Source organism: Neorhizobium sp. CSC1952 (assembly GCF_030378245.1).
Lineage (GTDB): Bacteria > Pseudomonadota > Alphaproteobacteria > Rhizobiales > Rhizobiaceae > Neorhizobium > Neorhizobium oryzae_A.
The window spans coordinates 1,168,573-1,185,203 of the sequence record NZ_CP128416.1 but is presented as its reverse complement, the minus strand read 5'-3'; the positions used below and the strand labels follow the sequence as shown (position 1 = coordinate 1,185,203).

Genomic DNA, 16,631 nt, shown 5'->3' with positions numbered 1-16,631 from the left:
CATGAACGATTTATCGAGCAATGTTGCCCGAGAGGGCAAGGACGCCGACTCCACGTCCTCGGAAGAGGGCAGTAGTCCTTCAAGAGCCGAAACCCCAAGTAGACAAAGCTCTTTCTGGTCGCGCGCCTTGAGGCTGCTCCGCCCGTCCCAGGGCGAGAAGCTCCGCGAGGATCTCGCCGACGCGCTGATGACCGACGCCAATGTCAGCAGCGCCTTTTCGCCCGAAGAGCGGGCGATGCTGCACAATATCCTGCGTTTCCGCGAGGTCCGCGTCGAGGACCTCATGGTGCCGCGCGCCGATATCGAGGCGGTCGACATGACCATGACCATCGGCGAGCTGCTCATCCATTTCGAGGAGACGGGCCGCTCCCGCATGCCGGTCTACTCGGACACGCTCGACGATCCGCGCGGCATGGTGCATATCCGCGACCTGCTCTCCTATCTCGCCAAGCAGGCGCGCAACAAGCGCCGGACGAGCGCAAGGGCCGTGCCGTCGCAGCCGATGCCGCTTGCCGGCGACAAGCCGGAAAAGGCGGAAAAGGCCGTCCGCACGCCGCGGCCTGCCTTCGATCTCGGCCGGGTCGACCTCGAACAGACGGTCGCGGAAGCCGGGCTGATCCGGAAGATCCTGTTCGTGCCGCCCTCGATGCTTGCCTCCGACCTGCTGCAGAGCATGCAGGCGGCGCGCACCCAGCTTGCCCTCGTCATCGACGAATATGGCGGCACCGACGGCCTCGTCACCCATGAGGACATCGTGGAAATGGTGATCGGCGATGTCGAGGACGAGCACGACGACGAGGAAGTCATGTTCTCCCGCGCCGGCGAGGATATCTTCATTGCCGATGCCCGCATCGAGCTGGAAGAGATCGCCGAGGCGATCGGCCCGGACTTCGACATCAAGGATCGGCTCGAGGATGTCGACACGCTCGGCGGCTTGATCTTCTCCGCTCTCGGCCGCATTCCCGTGCGCGGCGAAGTGGTGCAGGCGGTGCCCGGCTTCGAATTCCAGATCCTGGATGCCGACCCCCGCCGCATCAAGCGCGTGCGCATCATGCGCAAGCGGATGCTCGCCCGCCGCCGCCAGAAGGAAGGCGAGGTATTTCTCACCGACCAGACGCCGGCTGCCCTGTTGCCGCCGCCGTCTTCCAAACCGCCGGAAGGCGACCGAGCCGGCCAGTGATTTCGATTTGCCTCTCACCCTGGCCTGACCGGGGTTGAGCCACCCGTCTCAACCCGTCCCGACGGACCTCCGCAGGCGGGGCGAGGGGACTGGAGCTTGCGGCTTGCGTCCTTCTCCCCGTTTGACGGGGAGAAGGTGGCGGCAGGCCGGATGAGGGGCAGGCGCTGCCCCCTGTCATGCTTCCATACCCCGGTGCTTTTTCACCTCACGACAAGCCCGTCGTTTTTTGGAAGACTGCGGCGGCTGATTCGGGGCAGAAGGGGACATCCATGGAGCGGCTGGCGGGCAGGATCATGCTTCTCTGGGGCTTTCCCCGCGCTGTGATCGCGTTTCTCGCCGGCGCCGTGGGTGCGCTGGCCCTGCCGCCCTTCGGTTTCTTCGCGGCATTTTTCATTTCCTTCACGCTGCTCGTCTGGCTGATGGACGGGTCGACCGGCAATCCGGACGGCGGCATCTGGGCGCGGTTCCGTTCCGCTTTCTGGCTCGGCTGGGTCTTCGGCTTCGGCTATTTCGTGGCGGGCCTCTGGTGGCTCGGCAACGCGCTCCTGGTGGAGGCCGACGAGTTCGCCTGGGCCCTGCCGCTCGCGGTGTTCGGCCTGCCGGCCTATCTCGCGCTCTTCTACGGTCTGGCGACGGCGCTCGCCCGCATCCTCTGGTCGGACGGTTTCGGGCGGATCGCGGCGCTCGCCTTCGGCTTCGGGATCGCGGAATGGCTGCGGGGTTTCGTCGCCACCGGCTTTCCCTGGAATGCAATCGGCTACGGCGCCATGCCGATGCCGCTGATGATGCAGTCGGCGGCGGTGCTCGGCATTTTCGGCGTGACGGTGCTTTCCGTTTTCGTCTTCTCGGCCCCGGCGCTGATCGGCACGAGAAAGGGCATGCGCACCGGCCTGACGCTCGCGGCGCTGCTCTTTTGCGCCCATCTCGGCTACGGCGCCTACCGGCTCCACGCCGCCGACGCCGTTCCCGCGGCACCTGCCGAAGGTGGCACGACCGTGCGCATCGTCCAGCCGGTGATCGACCAGGCCCGCAAGCTGGACGACGCGGAACGCGCGGCGATCTTCGAGGAGCATCTGGCGCTTTCCGCCCTGCCGCCCGAAAACGGAGGCAGGCGGCCGGACATCGTCGTCTGGCCGGAGACCTCCGTGCCCTTCATCATCACGCAGAACCCGGATGCGCTGACCCGCATCGCCGAAGTCCTGCAGGACGGCCAGGTCCTCGTCACCGGCGCGGTGCGCTCGGAGGATGCCGGCGCAGGATTTGCACCCCGCTTCTACAATTCGATCTATGTGATCGACAGCGAGGGCCAGATCGTCTCCGCATCCGACAAGGTGCATCTCGTGCCGTTCGGGGAATACGTGCCCTACGAGGACCTGCTGCGCAGTCTCGGCATTTCCGACGCCATTGCCATGCCGGGCGGCTTCACCGCCGCGCCGGCCCGCGCCATGCTGACCCTGCCGGGCGGCCGGACCTTCTATCCGCTGATCTGCTACGAGGCGATCTTTCCGGACGAGATCGGCGACGACGTGGAGCGGACGAGCGCGCTCCTGAACGTCACCAATGACGGCTGGTTCGGGGCGACGCCGGGTCCCTACCAGCATTTCCAGCAGGCCCGAATCCGCGCCGTCGAAAACGGCCTGCCGCTGATTCGCGGCGCCAATACGGGAATTTCGGCCGTTGTCGACCCCTACGGAAGGCTAATAAGGGGGCTCGACTACAATCAAAAAGGTGTGATGGACGCAACCATTGCGGGCGGCGCAGTTCCTCATTGGAGCCGGAGCACTCGTGAAGGGTACTTCTGGTTGGTGCTGCTGTCTATGTTGTTGATTGCAGCCGTCTCGCGTGTGGGTTTTAATTTCCGGACGAATTGACCGAAAACCCCTAAAATTGCATAGTGGTGTCAGCCTTTCGTCTCGACATATGCTTCAACAGGTTGAGCCAATTGTGACCAATCGCGCGAAGTGTAGCTCCACACGCAGACCGGGTTGTGAGGATTGAACAGGAAACTTCGTCAGGACATCGTTATGATTGAAAACAAGAAGAAGCCGAACCCGATAGACATCCATGTCGGGAGCCGGATTCGCCTTCGCCGGACCATGCTTGGGATGAGCCAGGAGAAGCTGGGCGAAAGCCTCGGCATCACCTTCCAGCAGATTCAGAAATACGAGAAGGGCACGAACCGCGTCGGCGCAAGCCGCCTGCAGAACATTTCCAGCATTCTCAACGTACCGGTTTCCTTCTTCTTCGAAGATGCGCCGGGCGAGCAGTCGGGAAATCCGGGCGGCATGGGGGAAGCCTCGAGCTCGAATTATGTCGTCGACTTTCTCTCCTCCTCGGAGGGCCTGCAGCTCAACCGGGCTTTCGTGAAGATCTCCGATCCGAAGGTGCGCCGGCGTGTGGTCGATCTCGTCAAGGCGCTCGCGGCGGATGCCGAGGTCGAATAGGACAAAGGGAGCATTCTCCTGAAAGCGGCCTCAGGGCCGCTTTTTTATTGCCGTCTTTTTTCTGCACCCTTCTGCCCGCAAGAAGGTTGTGATTGTACACATAAAGATATATTTATGTCGTTGTGCGCTTGTTTTTGTCGACGGAAATCACTAACACAGGCGCGTTCGTTTCTTTGAGGGGAATCCCGTAATGCGCGCAAGTTACCTGTTCACCAGCGAGTCCGTAGCCGAGGGTCATCCGGACAAGGTTTGTGACCGTATTTCCGATGAAATCGTGGATCTTGTGTATCGCGAGGCAGCCAAGACCGGCGTCGATCCGTGGACGGTGCGCATCGCCTGCGAGACGCTCGCGACCACCAACCGCGTGGTCATCGCCGGCGAGGTGCGCCTGCCGCCGAGCCTGATGAAGAAGGACAAGGACGGCAAGGACGTCATCAATCCTTCGAAGTTCAAGTCGGCTGCCCGCAAGGCGATCCGCGACATCGGCTACGAGCAGGACGGTTTCCACTGGAAGACGGCGAAGATCGACGTGCTCCTGCACTCCCAGTCCGCCGACATCGCCCAGGGCGTCGACAGTGCTGCCGACCAGCAGGGCGACGAGGGCGCCGGCGACCAGGGCATCATGTTCGGTTACGCCTGCAAGGAAACGCCGGACCTCATGCCGGCACCGATCTACTACTCCCACAAGATCCTGCAGCTCCTCGCCGCCGCCCGCAAGAAGGGCGATGGGGAAGTGGCCAAGCTCGGCCCGGACGCCAAGAGCCAGGTGACCGTGCGCTATGCCGACGGCAAGCCGGCCGAAGTCACCTCGATCGTCCTTTCCACCCAGCATCTCGACGAGAAGTGGGATTCCAAGAAGGTCCGTTCCGTCGTCGAGCCCTACATCCGCGAAGCGCTAGGCGATCTGAAGATCGCCGGCGACTGCAAGTGGTACATCAATCCGACCGGCAAGTTCGTCATCGGCGGCCCGGACGGTGACGCCGGCCTCACCGGCCGCAAGATCATCGTCGACACCTATGGCGGCGCGGCTCCGCATGGCGGCGGCGCCTTCTCCGGCAAGGACACGACCAAGGTCGACCGTTCCGCAGCCTATGCCGCCCGTTATCTGGCGAAGAACGTCGTCGCCGCAAGCCTTGCCGACCGCTGCACGATCCAGCTCTCCTACGCTATCGGCGTTGCGCAGCCGCTGTCGATCTATGTCGACCTGCACGGCACCGGCAAGGGTGTTTCCGAGGACCAGATCGAGGCCGCGATCCGCAAGGTCATGGACCTGTCGCCGTCGGGCATCCGCCGTCACCTCGACCTCAACAAGCCGATCTACGCCAAGACCTCGGCCTATGGCCACTTCGGCCGCAAGGCCGGCCGCGACGGTTCCTTCTCCTGGGAGAAGACGGACCTCGTGAAGCCGCTCAAGGACGCGCTGAAGGAAGAGACGCTCAAGGCCGCCGCCTGATCGGCCTTTACGGATCGCCTGAGAAGACTGTAAAGCGGGTGCCTCCCGGCGGGGCACCCGTTTTTCGATTGAAGAGAATAGCTCATGACCGATCAGCCGCACCCGAGCCGTGCCACCGAAGCCTTCTTCGGGCGTCGCAAGGGAAAGCCGTTGCGGGAACGTCAGGCGGAAGGTCTGGCAACGCTGCTGCCGGTGCTGACGCTCGATCTTGAAGCGCCCGCGCCCGCAAGGCTTTCGGAACTCTTTCCTGTTCCGGTGGAGGAGCTGCGGCTGGAGATCGGCTTCGGCGGCGGCGAACACCTCGTCCATCGTGCGCAGGAAAGCCCGAAGACCGGGTTCATCGGCGTCGAGCCCTTCGTCAATTCCATGGCGAAGCTTCTGACGCGCGTGGAGGAGCTCGGCTTAAAGAACATCCGGGTTTTCGACGACGACGCGACGCTGGTGCTGGATTGGCTGCCGGATGCCTCTCTCGACCGCATAGACCTGCTTTATCCGGACCCCTGGCCGAAGCGGAAGCATTGGAAAAGGCGGTTCGTCTCCGAGGTCAATCTCGACCGCTTCCACCGCGTGCTGAAGCCGGGCGGACTGTTCTGCTTCGCATCCGACATCGACACCTATGTCAACTGGACGCTGATCCATTGCCGCGATCACGGCGGCTTTGAATGGCAGGCGGAGCAATCGTCCGACTGGCTGACCCCCTTCGCCGGCTGGCCAGGGACGCGATACGAGAACAAGGCCCGCCGCGAAGGCCGTTCCTCGGCCTATCTGACGTTTCGAAAGGTATAGGGCCGGAAGGCGTCAGTGCAGGCTGACGGTTTTCAGGTCGTCTTCAGCAGCCTTGAAAAAGGTGCTGGAGCGGTTGTCGGTCAAGAGGATCGGCGTGCCGTCGGCGCCGAACAATGCCCAGAGGTCGAGATTCGGATCGATTTCCGGGGCTTCGGGGAAGCAGCGGGACACTTCGTCCGACCGCATCTTGCGAATATATCCGACCTCTCCGGCACCAAGGTGAGCAAGTTCGGACTGCGACAAACGCGCATTCGCTTCTTTCAGGAGCATTCCAGCCTCCAGCATTGAGGACGCAACGGCATTAACGCCGCTGACCTACTGTGAGACGGAAATGTTAATTTTTCGCACCATTCGCTCCGGCTCGGGCCGGATCAGGTCGACGGAGAGGAGCCCGTTCTTCAGCGAGGCGCCGGAAACCTGCATCCCGTCGGCCAGCACGAACACGCGCTGGAACTGGCGCGCCGCGATGCCGCGATAGAGATAGTCCCGTTCGCCCTGTTCCACCTGGCGCCCGCGGATGACGAGCTGGTTCTCCTCGGTCGTCACGTCGAGCTCCGCTTCCGAGAAGCCGGCGACGGCGAGCGTGATCCTCAGCCGTTCGGGGGCGTCGGCATCCGCGCGGAGGCGCTCGATATTGTAGGGGGGATAGCCGTCGTTCGCCTTGGCAAGGCGTTCGAGGGTCTTTTCCATGGCGTCGAAGCCCAGAAGCAGAGGGCTCGCAAACGGCGTCATTCGGCTCATCGTCCAGTCCTTGTAGCAAGCGACCATATCGGCGTCCGAATTCGGCCCGCCAACTCGGAAACCTATATGGGGAGTTGCAGCGCCGACCGCAAGAATGCTTCTGGTCACGATCGTTCCATGCGGGCCGGGCGATATTTGGCAGGACGCAGGATCGAAGACCGCGGCGGCCGGGAACCGGAGCACCGGAAGCTGCCGGAAAGAGCAAAGCCGCCGGAGGGCGGCGGCTTTCAGACTGCTGACAAAGGTTCGAAAATCTCCGATCGCCATGCTCGGGCCTGTCCCGAGCATCTGCAAACCCCCGAACATCTGCAAACCATCGACGTCTATAGATCCTCGGCACAAGGCCGAGGATGACGCCGAGCAAGGCATGAGGTTTGTCGTTAAGCTGAAAGCCGCCGGAGGGCGGCGGCTTTGTTTTTAGAAGGGCTCGATCAGAATTCCTGCCAGTCGTCTGTCGCGGCGGCTGCCGCCGAACCGTAGCCGGCGGCTGCCTTCGGTGCCGGTCTGGCGGCGCGAGGTGCGGGCAGCGGCTGGCTTGCGGTCGGCGCCCGCATCGTCTGGGCGACCTGGCGCAGCGCCTGCGGTGCGGTCTGGATGCTGCCGGCATGCGCGGAGACGCGGAAGCGGGCGACCAGCGACCTCAGCGTCTCCGCCTCGGTGCTCAGCACGGTGCTCGCGGCGGTGGTTTCCTCCACCATCGCGGCGTTCTGCTGGGTGACCTGGTCCATCTGGTTGACGGCGGAGTTGATCTCCTTGAGGCCGGCCGCCTGTTCGCTGGCGGATGCCGAGATCTGCCGGATCAGCCCGTTGATCTGCATGACCTGCACAGCGATCTTCTGCAGCGTGTCGCCGGCCTTGCCGACCAGTTCCACGCCCTCGCCGACCTGCGTGGTCGAGGCGTTGATGAGCGCCTTGATCTCCTTCGCCGCATTGGCGGAGCGCTGGGCGAGTTCGCGCACTTCCTGGGCGACGACCGCGAAACCCTTGCCGGCCTCGCCGGCACGGGCTGCCTCGACGCCGGCATTGAGCGCCAGCAGGTTGGTCTGGAAGGCGATCTCGTCGATGACCCCGATGATGCGGGAGATTTCCTGAGAGGATTGGGCGATGCCCTGCATGGAGGCGACCGCCTTCTGCACCACTTCGCCGGATTTCTCCGCGTCGTCGCAGGCGAGATTGACGGTCGAGGCGGCGGAGCTCGCGTTTTCGGCGCTGGAATTCACCTGTGCGGTGAGTTGGTTGAGGGCGGCGGCCGTTTCCTCCAGGCTCGATGCCTGCTGTTCGGTCCGGCGCGACAGATCCTGCGCGCTGGCGGCGATTTCGCGGGTGCCGTTGCCGATATTGTGGACGGTGGAATTGACCGTCGCGATCGTCTCCTCTAGGCTTTCGAGCGCCTTGTTGAAGTCGACCTTCAGCTTGGCATAATCGCCCGGAAACTCGTCCTCCATGCGGTAGCCGAGATTGCCGGCGGAGAGTTCCGCCAGGCCCTTGGCGAGCGAGCCGACCACGCGCTGCTGCTGCCGGGCGTTGGCTTCGCGTTCGCTTTCGGAGCGGCTGCGCTCGGTCTCGGCGGCGGAGCGCTGGGCCTCGGCCTCCGCTTCCAGACGGCGGCCGTCGGCCAGCGTGTGGCGGAAACCTTCGAGCGACTGGGCGAGCCTGCCGATCTCGTCCGTGCGGTCCTGGCCTTCGACCGGTTGCTCGAAGCGGCCCCGGCTCAGAAGATCGACGCTGCCGAGCAGCGCGCCGAGAGGGCGGCGCACGAACGCGCTGCTGCCGAAATAAAGGGTCGCGATGCAGGCGCCGAGGACGATGAGGCCGCCGAGTACCATCATCAGGGTCTGATCGTGAACCGGTGCCGTGATCACGCTCTGCGGCACGTCGACGACGATGGCCCAGGTGGCGTTGAGGTCCGGCACCGTGAACGGATAGACGACGCGCTCGTAGGGTTCGGCGGCGTCGGCCGTGAGGTTGTCGAGCTGCGCGGGGGTATTGGCCTTCAGCGCGGCGAGGGTCTCAGCTGCCTTTTCGCCCTCCACCGGCTTCATCAGCCGGTCGGGGCTGACCGGAACGATCCAGTTGCCGCCCTGGGATATCAGCAGGACGCGGCCGGAGCCGAAGGGGCGCATGGTCTGCAGCTTCCTGGAAAGCGTGGCAAGCGAGACGTCAAGCCCTGCAACGCCGATGAGCGTCGTGCCGGAAAAGACCGGATAGGCGGCCGAACTCATGGCCGTTGCGTCGCCGGTCGTGCTCTCCACATAGGGCTGGGTCAGCGATCCCTTCTTCGAATTCGCGGCCAGCGAATACCATTCCGCCTGGGTATCGATATCGAAGACGCTGTAGGCGATCTCGCCGGAACGGCTCTTGGTCCAATAGGGGGCGAGCTCGCCCTTCTTGTTGGCGCCCAGCTCCTTGTTGCCGGCGAGCTCGGCATTCTTGCCGTCGAACGCGCCCGGCACTTCGGCGAACCAGCTTCCATAGGCGAAGGCATTCTGCTCCAGATTGGCTTTCAGCGCGTCCGTCACGCCCTTGCGGTCGAGATAGCCGCCGGCATGGCCGCGGCCGATGACGCCGGCGATCGAGCGGGCCGCGCCCGCGATCTGCCCCATGTCGACGGCCACCTCGTTGGCGATCGAACGGGCCTCGGCCTCGGCCTGCGCCATCGTGAGCGCCGCCACACGGCCGCGTGTCTGGGAGATCAGGAAGAGGTTCGAAATGACGAGCACGACGGCGATCGCCAGGCCCGTCACCAATATGAGCTTCGTCGAAAGGGATTTGATCTTCAGCGACAACATGGATTGCCTCGGATTGCGGATGGGGGGGAGGCCCCCTCATGGGGCAATGCGCGAGACGGATGTCGTGGCCGAATCCCAGTCCCCGCGGGAGATATCCGCTGCAACCCTAGAAGGCATGTCTTAACTTTGACTAAAATCGGACCGGCTCAGAGCCTGGCGTCGACCGCTTCGCCAAGGGGGATAGAGGGCTGGGCGCCGTGGGTGAGGCAGGCGAGCGATCCGGCGACGGCCGCCCGGCGCAGCACGGCGGGAAAGTCGAGACCCTGCTCGAGGCTCGCGGCAAGGTAGCCGCAGAACGTGTCGCCGGCACCGACGGTATCGACCGGCTCGATCTCGAGGCCCTGCGCGGAGATGGTCTCACCGTCGCGGATGGCGACGACGCCGTCGCCGCCGAGCGTCACCACGAATATCTGGCCGGCTTCCGCATGGAGCTTTTCCAGTGCCGCCTTGCGGGTCGCCGCATCCGGGATGGCGGTTCCCGAAAGCAGCTCGAATTCCGTCTCGTTGGCAACGACGATATCGGCCAGCCGGGCAAGCCGCGCGGCGTCGTCGGTCAGCGGCGCCGTGTTGATCATCGTTCGGATGCCCTTTGCGCGCGCAGCCTTGAGCGCTGCCTCCACCGCGGCCGCCGGGATTTCGAGCTGCAGCATGAGGATGTCTCCGGTCTGCATGGCGCCGACGGCGGCGAGCGCCTGCGCCTCGCTCACCGTGCCGTTGGCGCCGGGCACGACTGCGATCATGTTCTCGCCCGTGCCGCCGACGAGGATGAGGGCCGTTCCGGTCGGCTCGCCGACACGGGCGACGGCGGAAAGATCGACCCCGGCGTCATCGAGAAGCGCAAGGGCCGGACCGGCGAAGTTGTCCTGCCCGACAGCGCCCGCCATCTTGACCTTGCTGCCTGCCCGCCGTGCCGCCAGCGCCTGGTTGGCGCCCTTGCCGCCGGCCGCGGTCGAAAAACCCGACCCGGCGACAGTCTCGCCCGGCTGCGGCAGGCGTTCGGTCGTGGCGATGAGATCCATGTTGATGGAGCCGAAAACGGTGATCATGGGCAGGCCTGTCTGGTCGGTTCGAAGTCGCGCGACACTGCCCGAGAGCGTCACTCCTCGTCAACCACCCTGAGCTTCAGGAGGCCCGTGCGGCTTTCGACCACCTTCGCCTGCGGAATGTCCCGGGCCGTCTCGGCCTCGGCCGGCGCTTCCAGCTCCAGGGCGCCGATCTTCGCGCCGCGGCGGTTGAGCTTGTCGGTCGACGTGATGATCTGCTCGACATCCTTCTGGGCCGCGAGGAAATGCGCCTGCAGCTTGCGGGTCCGGTCGTCGAGCCGCGAAAGGTCCTCCATCAGCAGAGCGACTTCGCCCTGGATCAGATGCGCCTGCTCGCGCATCCGCTGGTCCTTGAGCACCGCCTGGATGACCTGGATCGACAGCATCAGAAGGGAAGGCGAGACGATGACGACGCGGGAGCGCTGCGCCTTCTGCACCACGTTCTCGAAATGCTCGTGAATCTCGGCGAAGATCGATTCCGACGGCACGAAGAGGAAGGCCATTTCCTGTGTCTCGCCGGCGATCAGGTATTTTTCCGAGACGTCGCGGATATGCACTTCGAGATCACGGCGAAAAGCCTGCGCGGCCGCACGTCTGGCTTCGGGCGCGGCAGCCTCGCGGAAGGCGTTCCAGGCTTCGAGCGGAAACTTGGCGTCGATCACCAGCGGCGGGGCGCCGTTCGGCATGCGGATCGTGCAGTCGGGCCGGGTGCCGTTGGAAAGCATGGTCTGAAAGGCATAGGCGCCGAGCGGCAGGCCGTCCGCGACGATCGCCTCCATGCGGCCCTGGCCGAAGGCGCCGCGCGTCTGCTTGTTGGACAATATCGCCTGAAGTCCGACGACGTCCTTGGCGAGCGTCTGGATATTGTTCTGGGCGGCGTCGATCACCGCGAGCCTCTCCTGCAGCCGCCGAAGGTTTTCATGCGTCGATCTGGTCTGTTCGGTAAGCGTCGCGCCGATCCGGTGCGTCATCCCGTCGAGCCGCTGGCTGACCGCCTGGTTGAGCTCCGACTGCCGGGCCGAGAGCGTCTCCGCCATGCTGGAGAGCCGTCCCTGCATCTCGCTCTGAACGCGGACGAGCTCGGAAAGCCGGGCTTCCGCCTCCGCCGCCCGCTGAAGGGCTTCCTGCCGGCGGCGGGCGGCGCCCCTGAGGAGGAAAGCGATCGTCAGCACCAGCAGGACTGCCGCCACGGCGGCAATGGCCATGGTCTGCTGCGCGGCCAGGAGCACGGGAAGGCGGTCGAGAAGATCATCCATTCCGCCAACCTAGCAGAATTCCTCGGCTTGAAAAGATCAAAACGTGAACATTCCGGGCCGGAACCTTGCGATTCCTGTTCCATCCGAAAAAAAGATGGGTTATGGGAGGCCATGACGATCAAGCCGCTGATTATTCTTCCCGACCCGATCCTGCGCCAGGTTTCCAAGCCCGTAGAGCAGGTGGATGACGACCTCCTGAAGCTCGCCGACGACATGCTGGAGACGATGTACGACGCGCCGGGCATCGGCCTTGCCGCGATCCAGATCGGCGTGCCGCGCCGGCTTCTCGTCGTGGACGTTGCGCGCGAAGGCGAGGAGAAGAACCCGCAGGTGTTCATCAATCCGGAAATCGTCAAATCCTCCGACGAGCGCTCCGTCTATGAGGAAGGCTGCCTTTCCATTCCGGAATATTATGCCGAGGTGGAGCGTCCGGCGATCGTCACGGTCAGGCATGTCGGCCGCGACGGCAGGGAGCATGTGGTCGAGGCCGACGGCCTGCTCGCCACCTGCCTGCAGCACGAGATCGACCACCTGAACGGCGTGCTCTTCATCGACCATATCTCGCGTCTGAAACGCGAGATGGTGATCAAGAGGTTCACCAAGGCTGCCAGGGCCAAAGCCGTCTGATCGCGTTGAAAACCGATGCCGGCAGGACTATGATATCAGTGATATCACAGGAGGTGCCTATGGGTGACTTGCTGATCCGGAATTTGGATGACGCTTTGAAGCGGGCGCTTCAGGAGCGCGCGAAGCAGAGTGGCCGAAGCCTTTCGGAAGAGGCCATTTATCTCATTCAGAGAAATCTCATGGCGGATCGTTCGGTTTCTGCCGGTGAATGGTTGCGCTCGGCGCTGGGCGATGAGCGCTTGACGGAAGAGGAGATCGCGGCAATCGATGCGCTGCGCCACGAACCCGAGCGTGAACCTCCACGATTCGACGAATGATCGTTCTTGACACGAACATCGTCTCCGAGCTTCAGGGGCGGCAGCATGGTGAGCATCTCCTGGTGTGGCTCTCTCAATATGAAGTGGAGGCATTGTTCCTGACGACGGTCGTCGTCGCGGAAATGCGTTACGGATTGGAATTGCTGCCGCAGGGGCGGCGACAAGCTGAACTGTTGAAAGCGTTCGATACTGTCCAAGAGCGGTTTCTTGGACGAATATTGGGGTTCTCAATTCAGGCGGCTAACTATTACGGCATCCTTCGCGCACGGCGTAAGAGGCTGGGCCGGCCGATCGAAGCCAAGGACGCGATGATCGCCGCGATCTGCCTTTCCCATGGCGCGACGCTGGCGACCAGGAACGTAAAAGACTTCGAAGGGCTTGATCTTCGGCTGGTAAACCCGTTTGAAGGCGCCTGAAACAGAACGGGCGGAAATCGCATCATGTCTCTTCGCATCATCTTCATGGGCACGCCGGAATTTTCCGTCCCGACCCTGCACGGCCTGAAGCAGGCGGGCCACGATGTCGTGGCGGTCTATACCCAGCCGCCGCGGCCGGGCGGACGGCGTGGCCTCGATCTCGTGAAATCGCCGGTGCATCAGGCTGCAGAACTGCTGGGGATTCCCGTCTTCACGCCGGTCAATTTCAAAGCCGAAGAGGATCGCGAAAGATTCCGCGCGCTGAATGCCGATGTGGCGGTGGTCGTGGCTTACGGCCTGCTGCTGCCGGAGGCGATCCTCACCGGGACGCGGCTCGGCTGCTATAACGGCCATGCGTCGCTCCTGCCCCGCTGGCGGGGGGCGGCGCCCATCCAGCGGGCGATCATGGCGGGCGACAGAAAGACCGGCATGATGGTGATGCGGATGGAGAAGGGGCTGGACACCGGCCCGGTCGCGCTCACCAGAGAGGTCGAGATCGGGGAGAACATGACGGCCGGCGAACTGCACGACAAGCTGATGCAGGTCGGCGCCCGCGCCATGGCCGAGGCGATGGACAAGCTGGAGGCGGACGACCTGCCGCTGACGCCGCAGCCCGAAGAGGGCGTGCTTTACGCCGCCAAGATCGACAAGGGCGAGACGCGTGTCGATTTTTTAAAGCCGGCGCGCGACGTGCACAATCACATCCGCGGCCTGTCGCCGTTCCCGGGCGCCTGGTTCGAGGTGGAGATCAACGGCAGGCAGGAGCGGGTGAAGGTCCTGTCCTCCGAACTGGGTGAGGGAAGCGGCGAAGCCGGCAAGGTGCTGGACGATGCGCTGACGGTCGCCTGCGGCGAGGGCGCAGTCAGGCTGCTGAAGCTCCAGAAGGCGGGCGGCAAGCCGCTCGCCGCGGCGGAATTCCTGCGGGGAACGCCGATCCCGGCCGGCACGCGGCTCGCGGCACAGACGGGATCGGCCTGATGCCGCGCTACCGCATGACCGTCGAATATGACGGCACTTCCTATGTCGGCTGGCAGATGCAGGAGAACGGCCACTCGGTACAGGCTGCGCTTCAGAAGGGCATCCTCTCGCTCACCGGCGAAACCGTCTCGGTCCGCGGCGCGGGCCGCACCGATTCCGGCGTGCATGCCGTGGGCCAGGTCATCCACGCGGATCTTTCGCGCGAATGGGCGCCTCACAAGCTGCGCAACGCGCTGAACGCCCATCTGATGATGGCGGGCGAGAAGGTCTCCGTGCTCGATGTCCAGGCGGTGGACGATACGTTCGACGCCCGCTTCTCGGCGATCCGCCGGCATTATCTCTACCGGATCCTCAACCGTCTGTCGCCGCTGGCGCTGGAGGCGAAGCGGGCCTGGTGGGTGGCGCGTCATCTCGATCACGAGGTGATGCACGCGGCGGCGCAGACGCTGGTCGGCCACCATGATTTCACGACGTTCCGTTCCGCCCATTGCCAGGCGACGAGCCCCGTCCGCACCCTCGACCGGCTGGATGTGACGCGCAACGGCGACCTCATCGAGATCCGCGCCAGCGCCCAGAGCTTCCTGCACAACCAGATCCGCTCCTTTGCGGGCACGCTGAAGCTCGCGGGCGAGGGCAAGATGACGCCGGCCGACGTGCGTGCCGCGCTCGACGCACGCGACCGCGCCGCCTGCGGGCCGGTCGCCCCGCCCGAAGGCCTCTATTTCATGAAGGTCGATTATCCATGAGGCGGCGAAGCCGCTCTCACGGGCGGCGAAGCCTCTCTCGGGGCGGCGGAACCGCCCCCCGTGACGCCTGGCCGGTTCAGAGCGGATAGATGCCGAGGAAGCGCTGCAGGGCTTCCGTCAGCAGCATGCCGGGCACGATCAGCACGAGCACGAGACCCGTGACCATCAGCGGCTGCGGCCCGCAGATCATCCGCATCACCCGCGACAGCGAGATCACCATGACGATCAGCAGGATGAAATGGATGAAGGCGAGCAGGGCGTCCAGGCCGGAGGGCAGCAGGAAGCGCAGGCTCAGCAGGCCGTAGAGATAGGCGAACGGAACCGAGAGCCAGTTGACGGTGACGACGACCGCCGGGAACTTCCGTCCGATGCCGATCAGCCCGCAGAGGAGGCCGGCGAGGATCAGCGGCATCATCCAGTTGAAGACTTCCAGCATCGCCATCCGGATGTAGAAAACTCCGCCGATGCGGGCGCCGGGGGGCATGCTTTCGAGCAGATAGGCCCGCCACCAGAGCCAGGAGAGCACCGCTGCCGGCAGGCACCAGACGAAGGCCCAGAAGGAGCGCATCATGCCGCGATCGGAAATGTCGAGCAGGCGGAATCCCTGGGCCTCGCCTCTGATCAACAGCCAGAGGCCGCTGAGATAGAGCCTGACTTCATGGTAGGAGGGCATTATCGAACCAGCGGGAAATGAAAGTCCCATAGATTTGGGTGAGCGTCTCCAGATCGGCAAGGGCCACGCGCTCATCTATCATGTGCATCGTCTGGCCGACGAGACCGAATTCCACCACCGGGCAGTAGTCCTTGATGAACCGGGCATCCGAAGTGCCCCCCGTGGTGGAAAGCTGCGGTGTTCTCCCCGTAACGCTTTCCACCGCCTCGGAAAGCGAGGCGATCAGCGCGTTGTTGCGGGTGAGGAAGACATGGCTCGGGCGCTCCGCCCAGGCGATCTCGTAGCGAACCGGCGCGCGATCGGGGCGAAGCGGGCTGTCGGCCGCGGCGGCATCGAGCCGGCGCAGGATCTCGGCCTTCACGGTATCGGCGGTCCAGGTGTCGTTGAACCGGATGTTGAAGGCGAAGGTCGCCCTGGCCGGGATGACGTTGGTTGCCGGATTGCCCACATCGACCGAGGTCACTTCGAGATTGGACGGCGGGAAATTGTCGGTGCCCGCATCGAAGGGCGGGTCCATGAGGGCGGATGCCAGCGGCAGGAGGCCGCGCACCGGGTTATCGGCCAGATGCGGATAGGCCGCATGGCCCTGCACGCCGGAGACGGTCACCTTGCCGGAAACCGAGCCGCGCCGGCCGATCTTGATCATGTCGCCGAGCGCATCCGGATTGGTCGGTTCGCCGACCAGGCAGGCATCCCAGCGCTCGCCCTTTCCGGCCGCCCATTTGAGGAGCTTTTCAGTGCCGTTGACGGCCGGGCCTTCCTCGTCGCCGGTGATCAGGAAGGAGACCGAACCTTTCGGCGGACCGTGCTTTTCGATGTGCCGGGCGACCGCCGCGACGAAACAGGCAATCCCCCCTTTCATGTCCACCGCGCCGCGGCCGAAAAGCTCGCCGTCCGCGATCTCGGCCGCGAAGGGCGGGTGGCTCCAGGTGGTTTCGTCGCCCGGCGGCACCACGTCCGTATGCCCCGCGAACATCAGATGCGGCTCCCCGGTCCCGAGCCGCGCATAGAGGTTCTCGATGTCCGGCATGCCGGGCTCCGTCGCCACCATGCGCTCTACCTTGAAGCCGAGCGGCAGGAGCATGGCCTCCAGCGCGGCAAGAGCGCCGCCCTCGGCGGGCGTCACCGAAGGGCAGCGGATGAGCGTCTGGAGATTGGCGACGGGATCGGATGCGGACATGG

17 protein-coding genes are annotated in these 16,631 nt (G+C 64.5%); 10 read left to right on the top strand and 7 right to left on the bottom strand.

The genetic code is table 11. The features are described from left to right. Position 1 precedes the first annotated feature (1 nt). The 5 genes from QTA58_RS06095 (at position 2) to trmB (ending at position 5,863) form a co-directional block, all read left to right on the top strand. Positions 2 to 1,180: a hemolysin family protein gene (locus tag QTA58_RS06095; RefSeq protein WP_289672094.1), complete on the top strand. Its 1,179-nt coding sequence runs from the start codon at positions 2 to 4 to the stop codon at positions 1,178 to 1,180. 269 nt (positions 1,181 to 1,449) lie between these two features. Then, positions 1,450 to 3,051, top strand: coding sequence for an apolipoprotein N-acyltransferase (gene lnt / locus QTA58_RS06090; protein ID WP_289672093.1), 1,602 nt, complete (start codon positions 1,450 to 1,452; stop codon positions 3,049 to 3,051). A 153-nt stretch (positions 3,052 to 3,204) separates the two neighbouring features. Then, positions 3,205 to 3,624 carry a helix-turn-helix domain-containing protein gene (locus QTA58_RS06085; RefSeq protein ID WP_085422138.1) on the top strand — a complete coding sequence of 140 codons (420 nt, stop codon included), beginning with the start codon at positions 3,205 to 3,207 and terminating at the stop codon, positions 3,622 to 3,624. 190 nt (positions 3,625 to 3,814) lie between these two features. Further along, positions 3,815 to 5,077 carry a methionine adenosyltransferase gene (metK, locus tag QTA58_RS06080; RefSeq protein WP_085422139.1) on the top strand — a complete coding sequence of 421 codons (1,263 nt, stop codon included), beginning with the start codon at positions 3,815 to 3,817 and terminating at the stop codon, positions 5,075 to 5,077. Between the two features lie 84 nt (positions 5,078 to 5,161). After that, positions 5,162 to 5,863: a tRNA (guanosine(46)-N7)-methyltransferase TrmB gene (trmB, locus tag QTA58_RS06075; protein ID WP_289672092.1), complete on the top strand. Its 702-nt coding sequence runs from the start codon at positions 5,162 to 5,164 to the stop codon at positions 5,861 to 5,863. Positions 5,864 to 5,875: 12 nt separating this feature from the next. On the opposite strand, the gene QTA58_RS06070 is transcribed toward trmB, so the two are convergent. From QTA58_RS06070 to rmuC, 5 genes are all read right to left on the bottom strand, one after another. After that, positions 5,876 to 6,133, bottom strand: coding sequence for a DUF1150 family protein (locus QTA58_RS06070; protein WP_085422141.1), 258 nt, complete (start codon positions 6,131 to 6,133; stop codon positions 5,876 to 5,878). 45 nt (positions 6,134 to 6,178) lie between these two features. Continuing rightward, complete coding sequence (locus QTA58_RS06065) at positions 6,179 to 6,604, bottom strand: Hsp20 family protein (protein WP_085422142.1); 426 nt, start codon at positions 6,602 to 6,604, stop codon at positions 6,179 to 6,181. Between the two features lie 431 nt (positions 6,605 to 7,035). Next, on the bottom strand, positions 7,036 to 9,393 hold the full coding sequence (locus tag QTA58_RS06060) for a methyl-accepting chemotaxis protein (RefSeq protein ID WP_289672091.1): 2,358 nt from the start codon (positions 9,391 to 9,393) through the stop codon (positions 7,036 to 7,038). A 146-nt stretch (positions 9,394 to 9,539) separates the two neighbouring features. Beyond that, positions 9,540 to 10,439 (bottom strand): ribokinase, encoded by a 900-nt coding sequence (locus QTA58_RS06055; protein WP_289672090.1) that lies wholly within the window; start codon positions 10,437 to 10,439, stop codon positions 9,540 to 9,542. A gap of 50 nt (positions 10,440 to 10,489) precedes the next feature. Continuing rightward, positions 10,490 to 11,641: a DNA recombination protein RmuC gene (gene rmuC, locus QTA58_RS06050; protein WP_289673038.1), complete on the bottom strand. Its 1,152-nt coding sequence runs from the start codon at positions 11,639 to 11,641 to the stop codon at positions 10,490 to 10,492. 162 nt (positions 11,642 to 11,803) lie between these two features. Between rmuC and def the strand changes: the two genes are divergently transcribed. The 5 genes from def to truA are packed head-to-tail and all read left to right on the top strand — an operon-like array spanning position 11,804 to position 14,776. Beyond that, positions 11,804 to 12,319, top strand: a complete 516-nt coding sequence (def, locus tag QTA58_RS06045; RefSeq protein ID WP_289672089.1) for a peptide deformylase — start codon at positions 11,804 to 11,806, stop codon at positions 12,317 to 12,319. Between the two features lie 59 nt (positions 12,320 to 12,378). Next, positions 12,379 to 12,636, top strand: a complete 258-nt coding sequence (locus QTA58_RS06040) for a plasmid stabilization protein (RefSeq protein ID WP_085422147.1) — start codon at positions 12,379 to 12,381, stop codon at positions 12,634 to 12,636. Next, the gene (locus QTA58_RS06035) at positions 12,633 to 13,052 is read left to right on the top strand and encodes a type II toxin-antitoxin system VapC family toxin (protein ID WP_289672088.1); all 420 of its coding nucleotides are present in this window, start codon (positions 12,633 to 12,635) and stop codon (positions 13,050 to 13,052) included. The genes QTA58_RS06040 and QTA58_RS06035 overlap by 4 nt, the downstream gene beginning before the upstream one ends. Before the next feature lie 24 nt (positions 13,053 to 13,076). Further along, positions 13,077 to 14,030, top strand: a complete 954-nt coding sequence (fmt, locus tag QTA58_RS06030; protein ID WP_289672087.1) for a methionyl-tRNA formyltransferase — start codon at positions 13,077 to 13,079, stop codon at positions 14,028 to 14,030. After that, on the top strand, positions 14,030 to 14,776 hold the full coding sequence (truA, locus tag QTA58_RS06025) for a tRNA pseudouridine(38-40) synthase TruA (RefSeq protein WP_289672086.1): 747 nt from the start codon (positions 14,030 to 14,032) through the stop codon (positions 14,774 to 14,776). Before fmt ends, truA begins: the two co-directional genes overlap by 1 nt. A gap of 76 nt (positions 14,777 to 14,852) precedes the next feature. Here truA and QTA58_RS06020 read toward each other — a convergent pair whose 3' ends face one another. Continuing rightward, complete coding sequence (locus QTA58_RS06020; RefSeq protein ID WP_085422151.1) at positions 14,853 to 15,449, bottom strand: hypothetical protein; 597 nt, start codon at positions 15,447 to 15,449, stop codon at positions 14,853 to 14,855. Then, positions 15,433 to 16,629: a succinyl-diaminopimelate desuccinylase gene (dapE, locus tag QTA58_RS06015; RefSeq protein WP_289672085.1), complete on the bottom strand. Its 1,197-nt coding sequence runs from the start codon at positions 16,627 to 16,629 to the stop codon at positions 15,433 to 15,435. The genes QTA58_RS06020 and dapE overlap by 17 nt, the downstream gene beginning before the upstream one ends. Positions 16,630 to 16,631 lie beyond the last annotated feature (2 nt).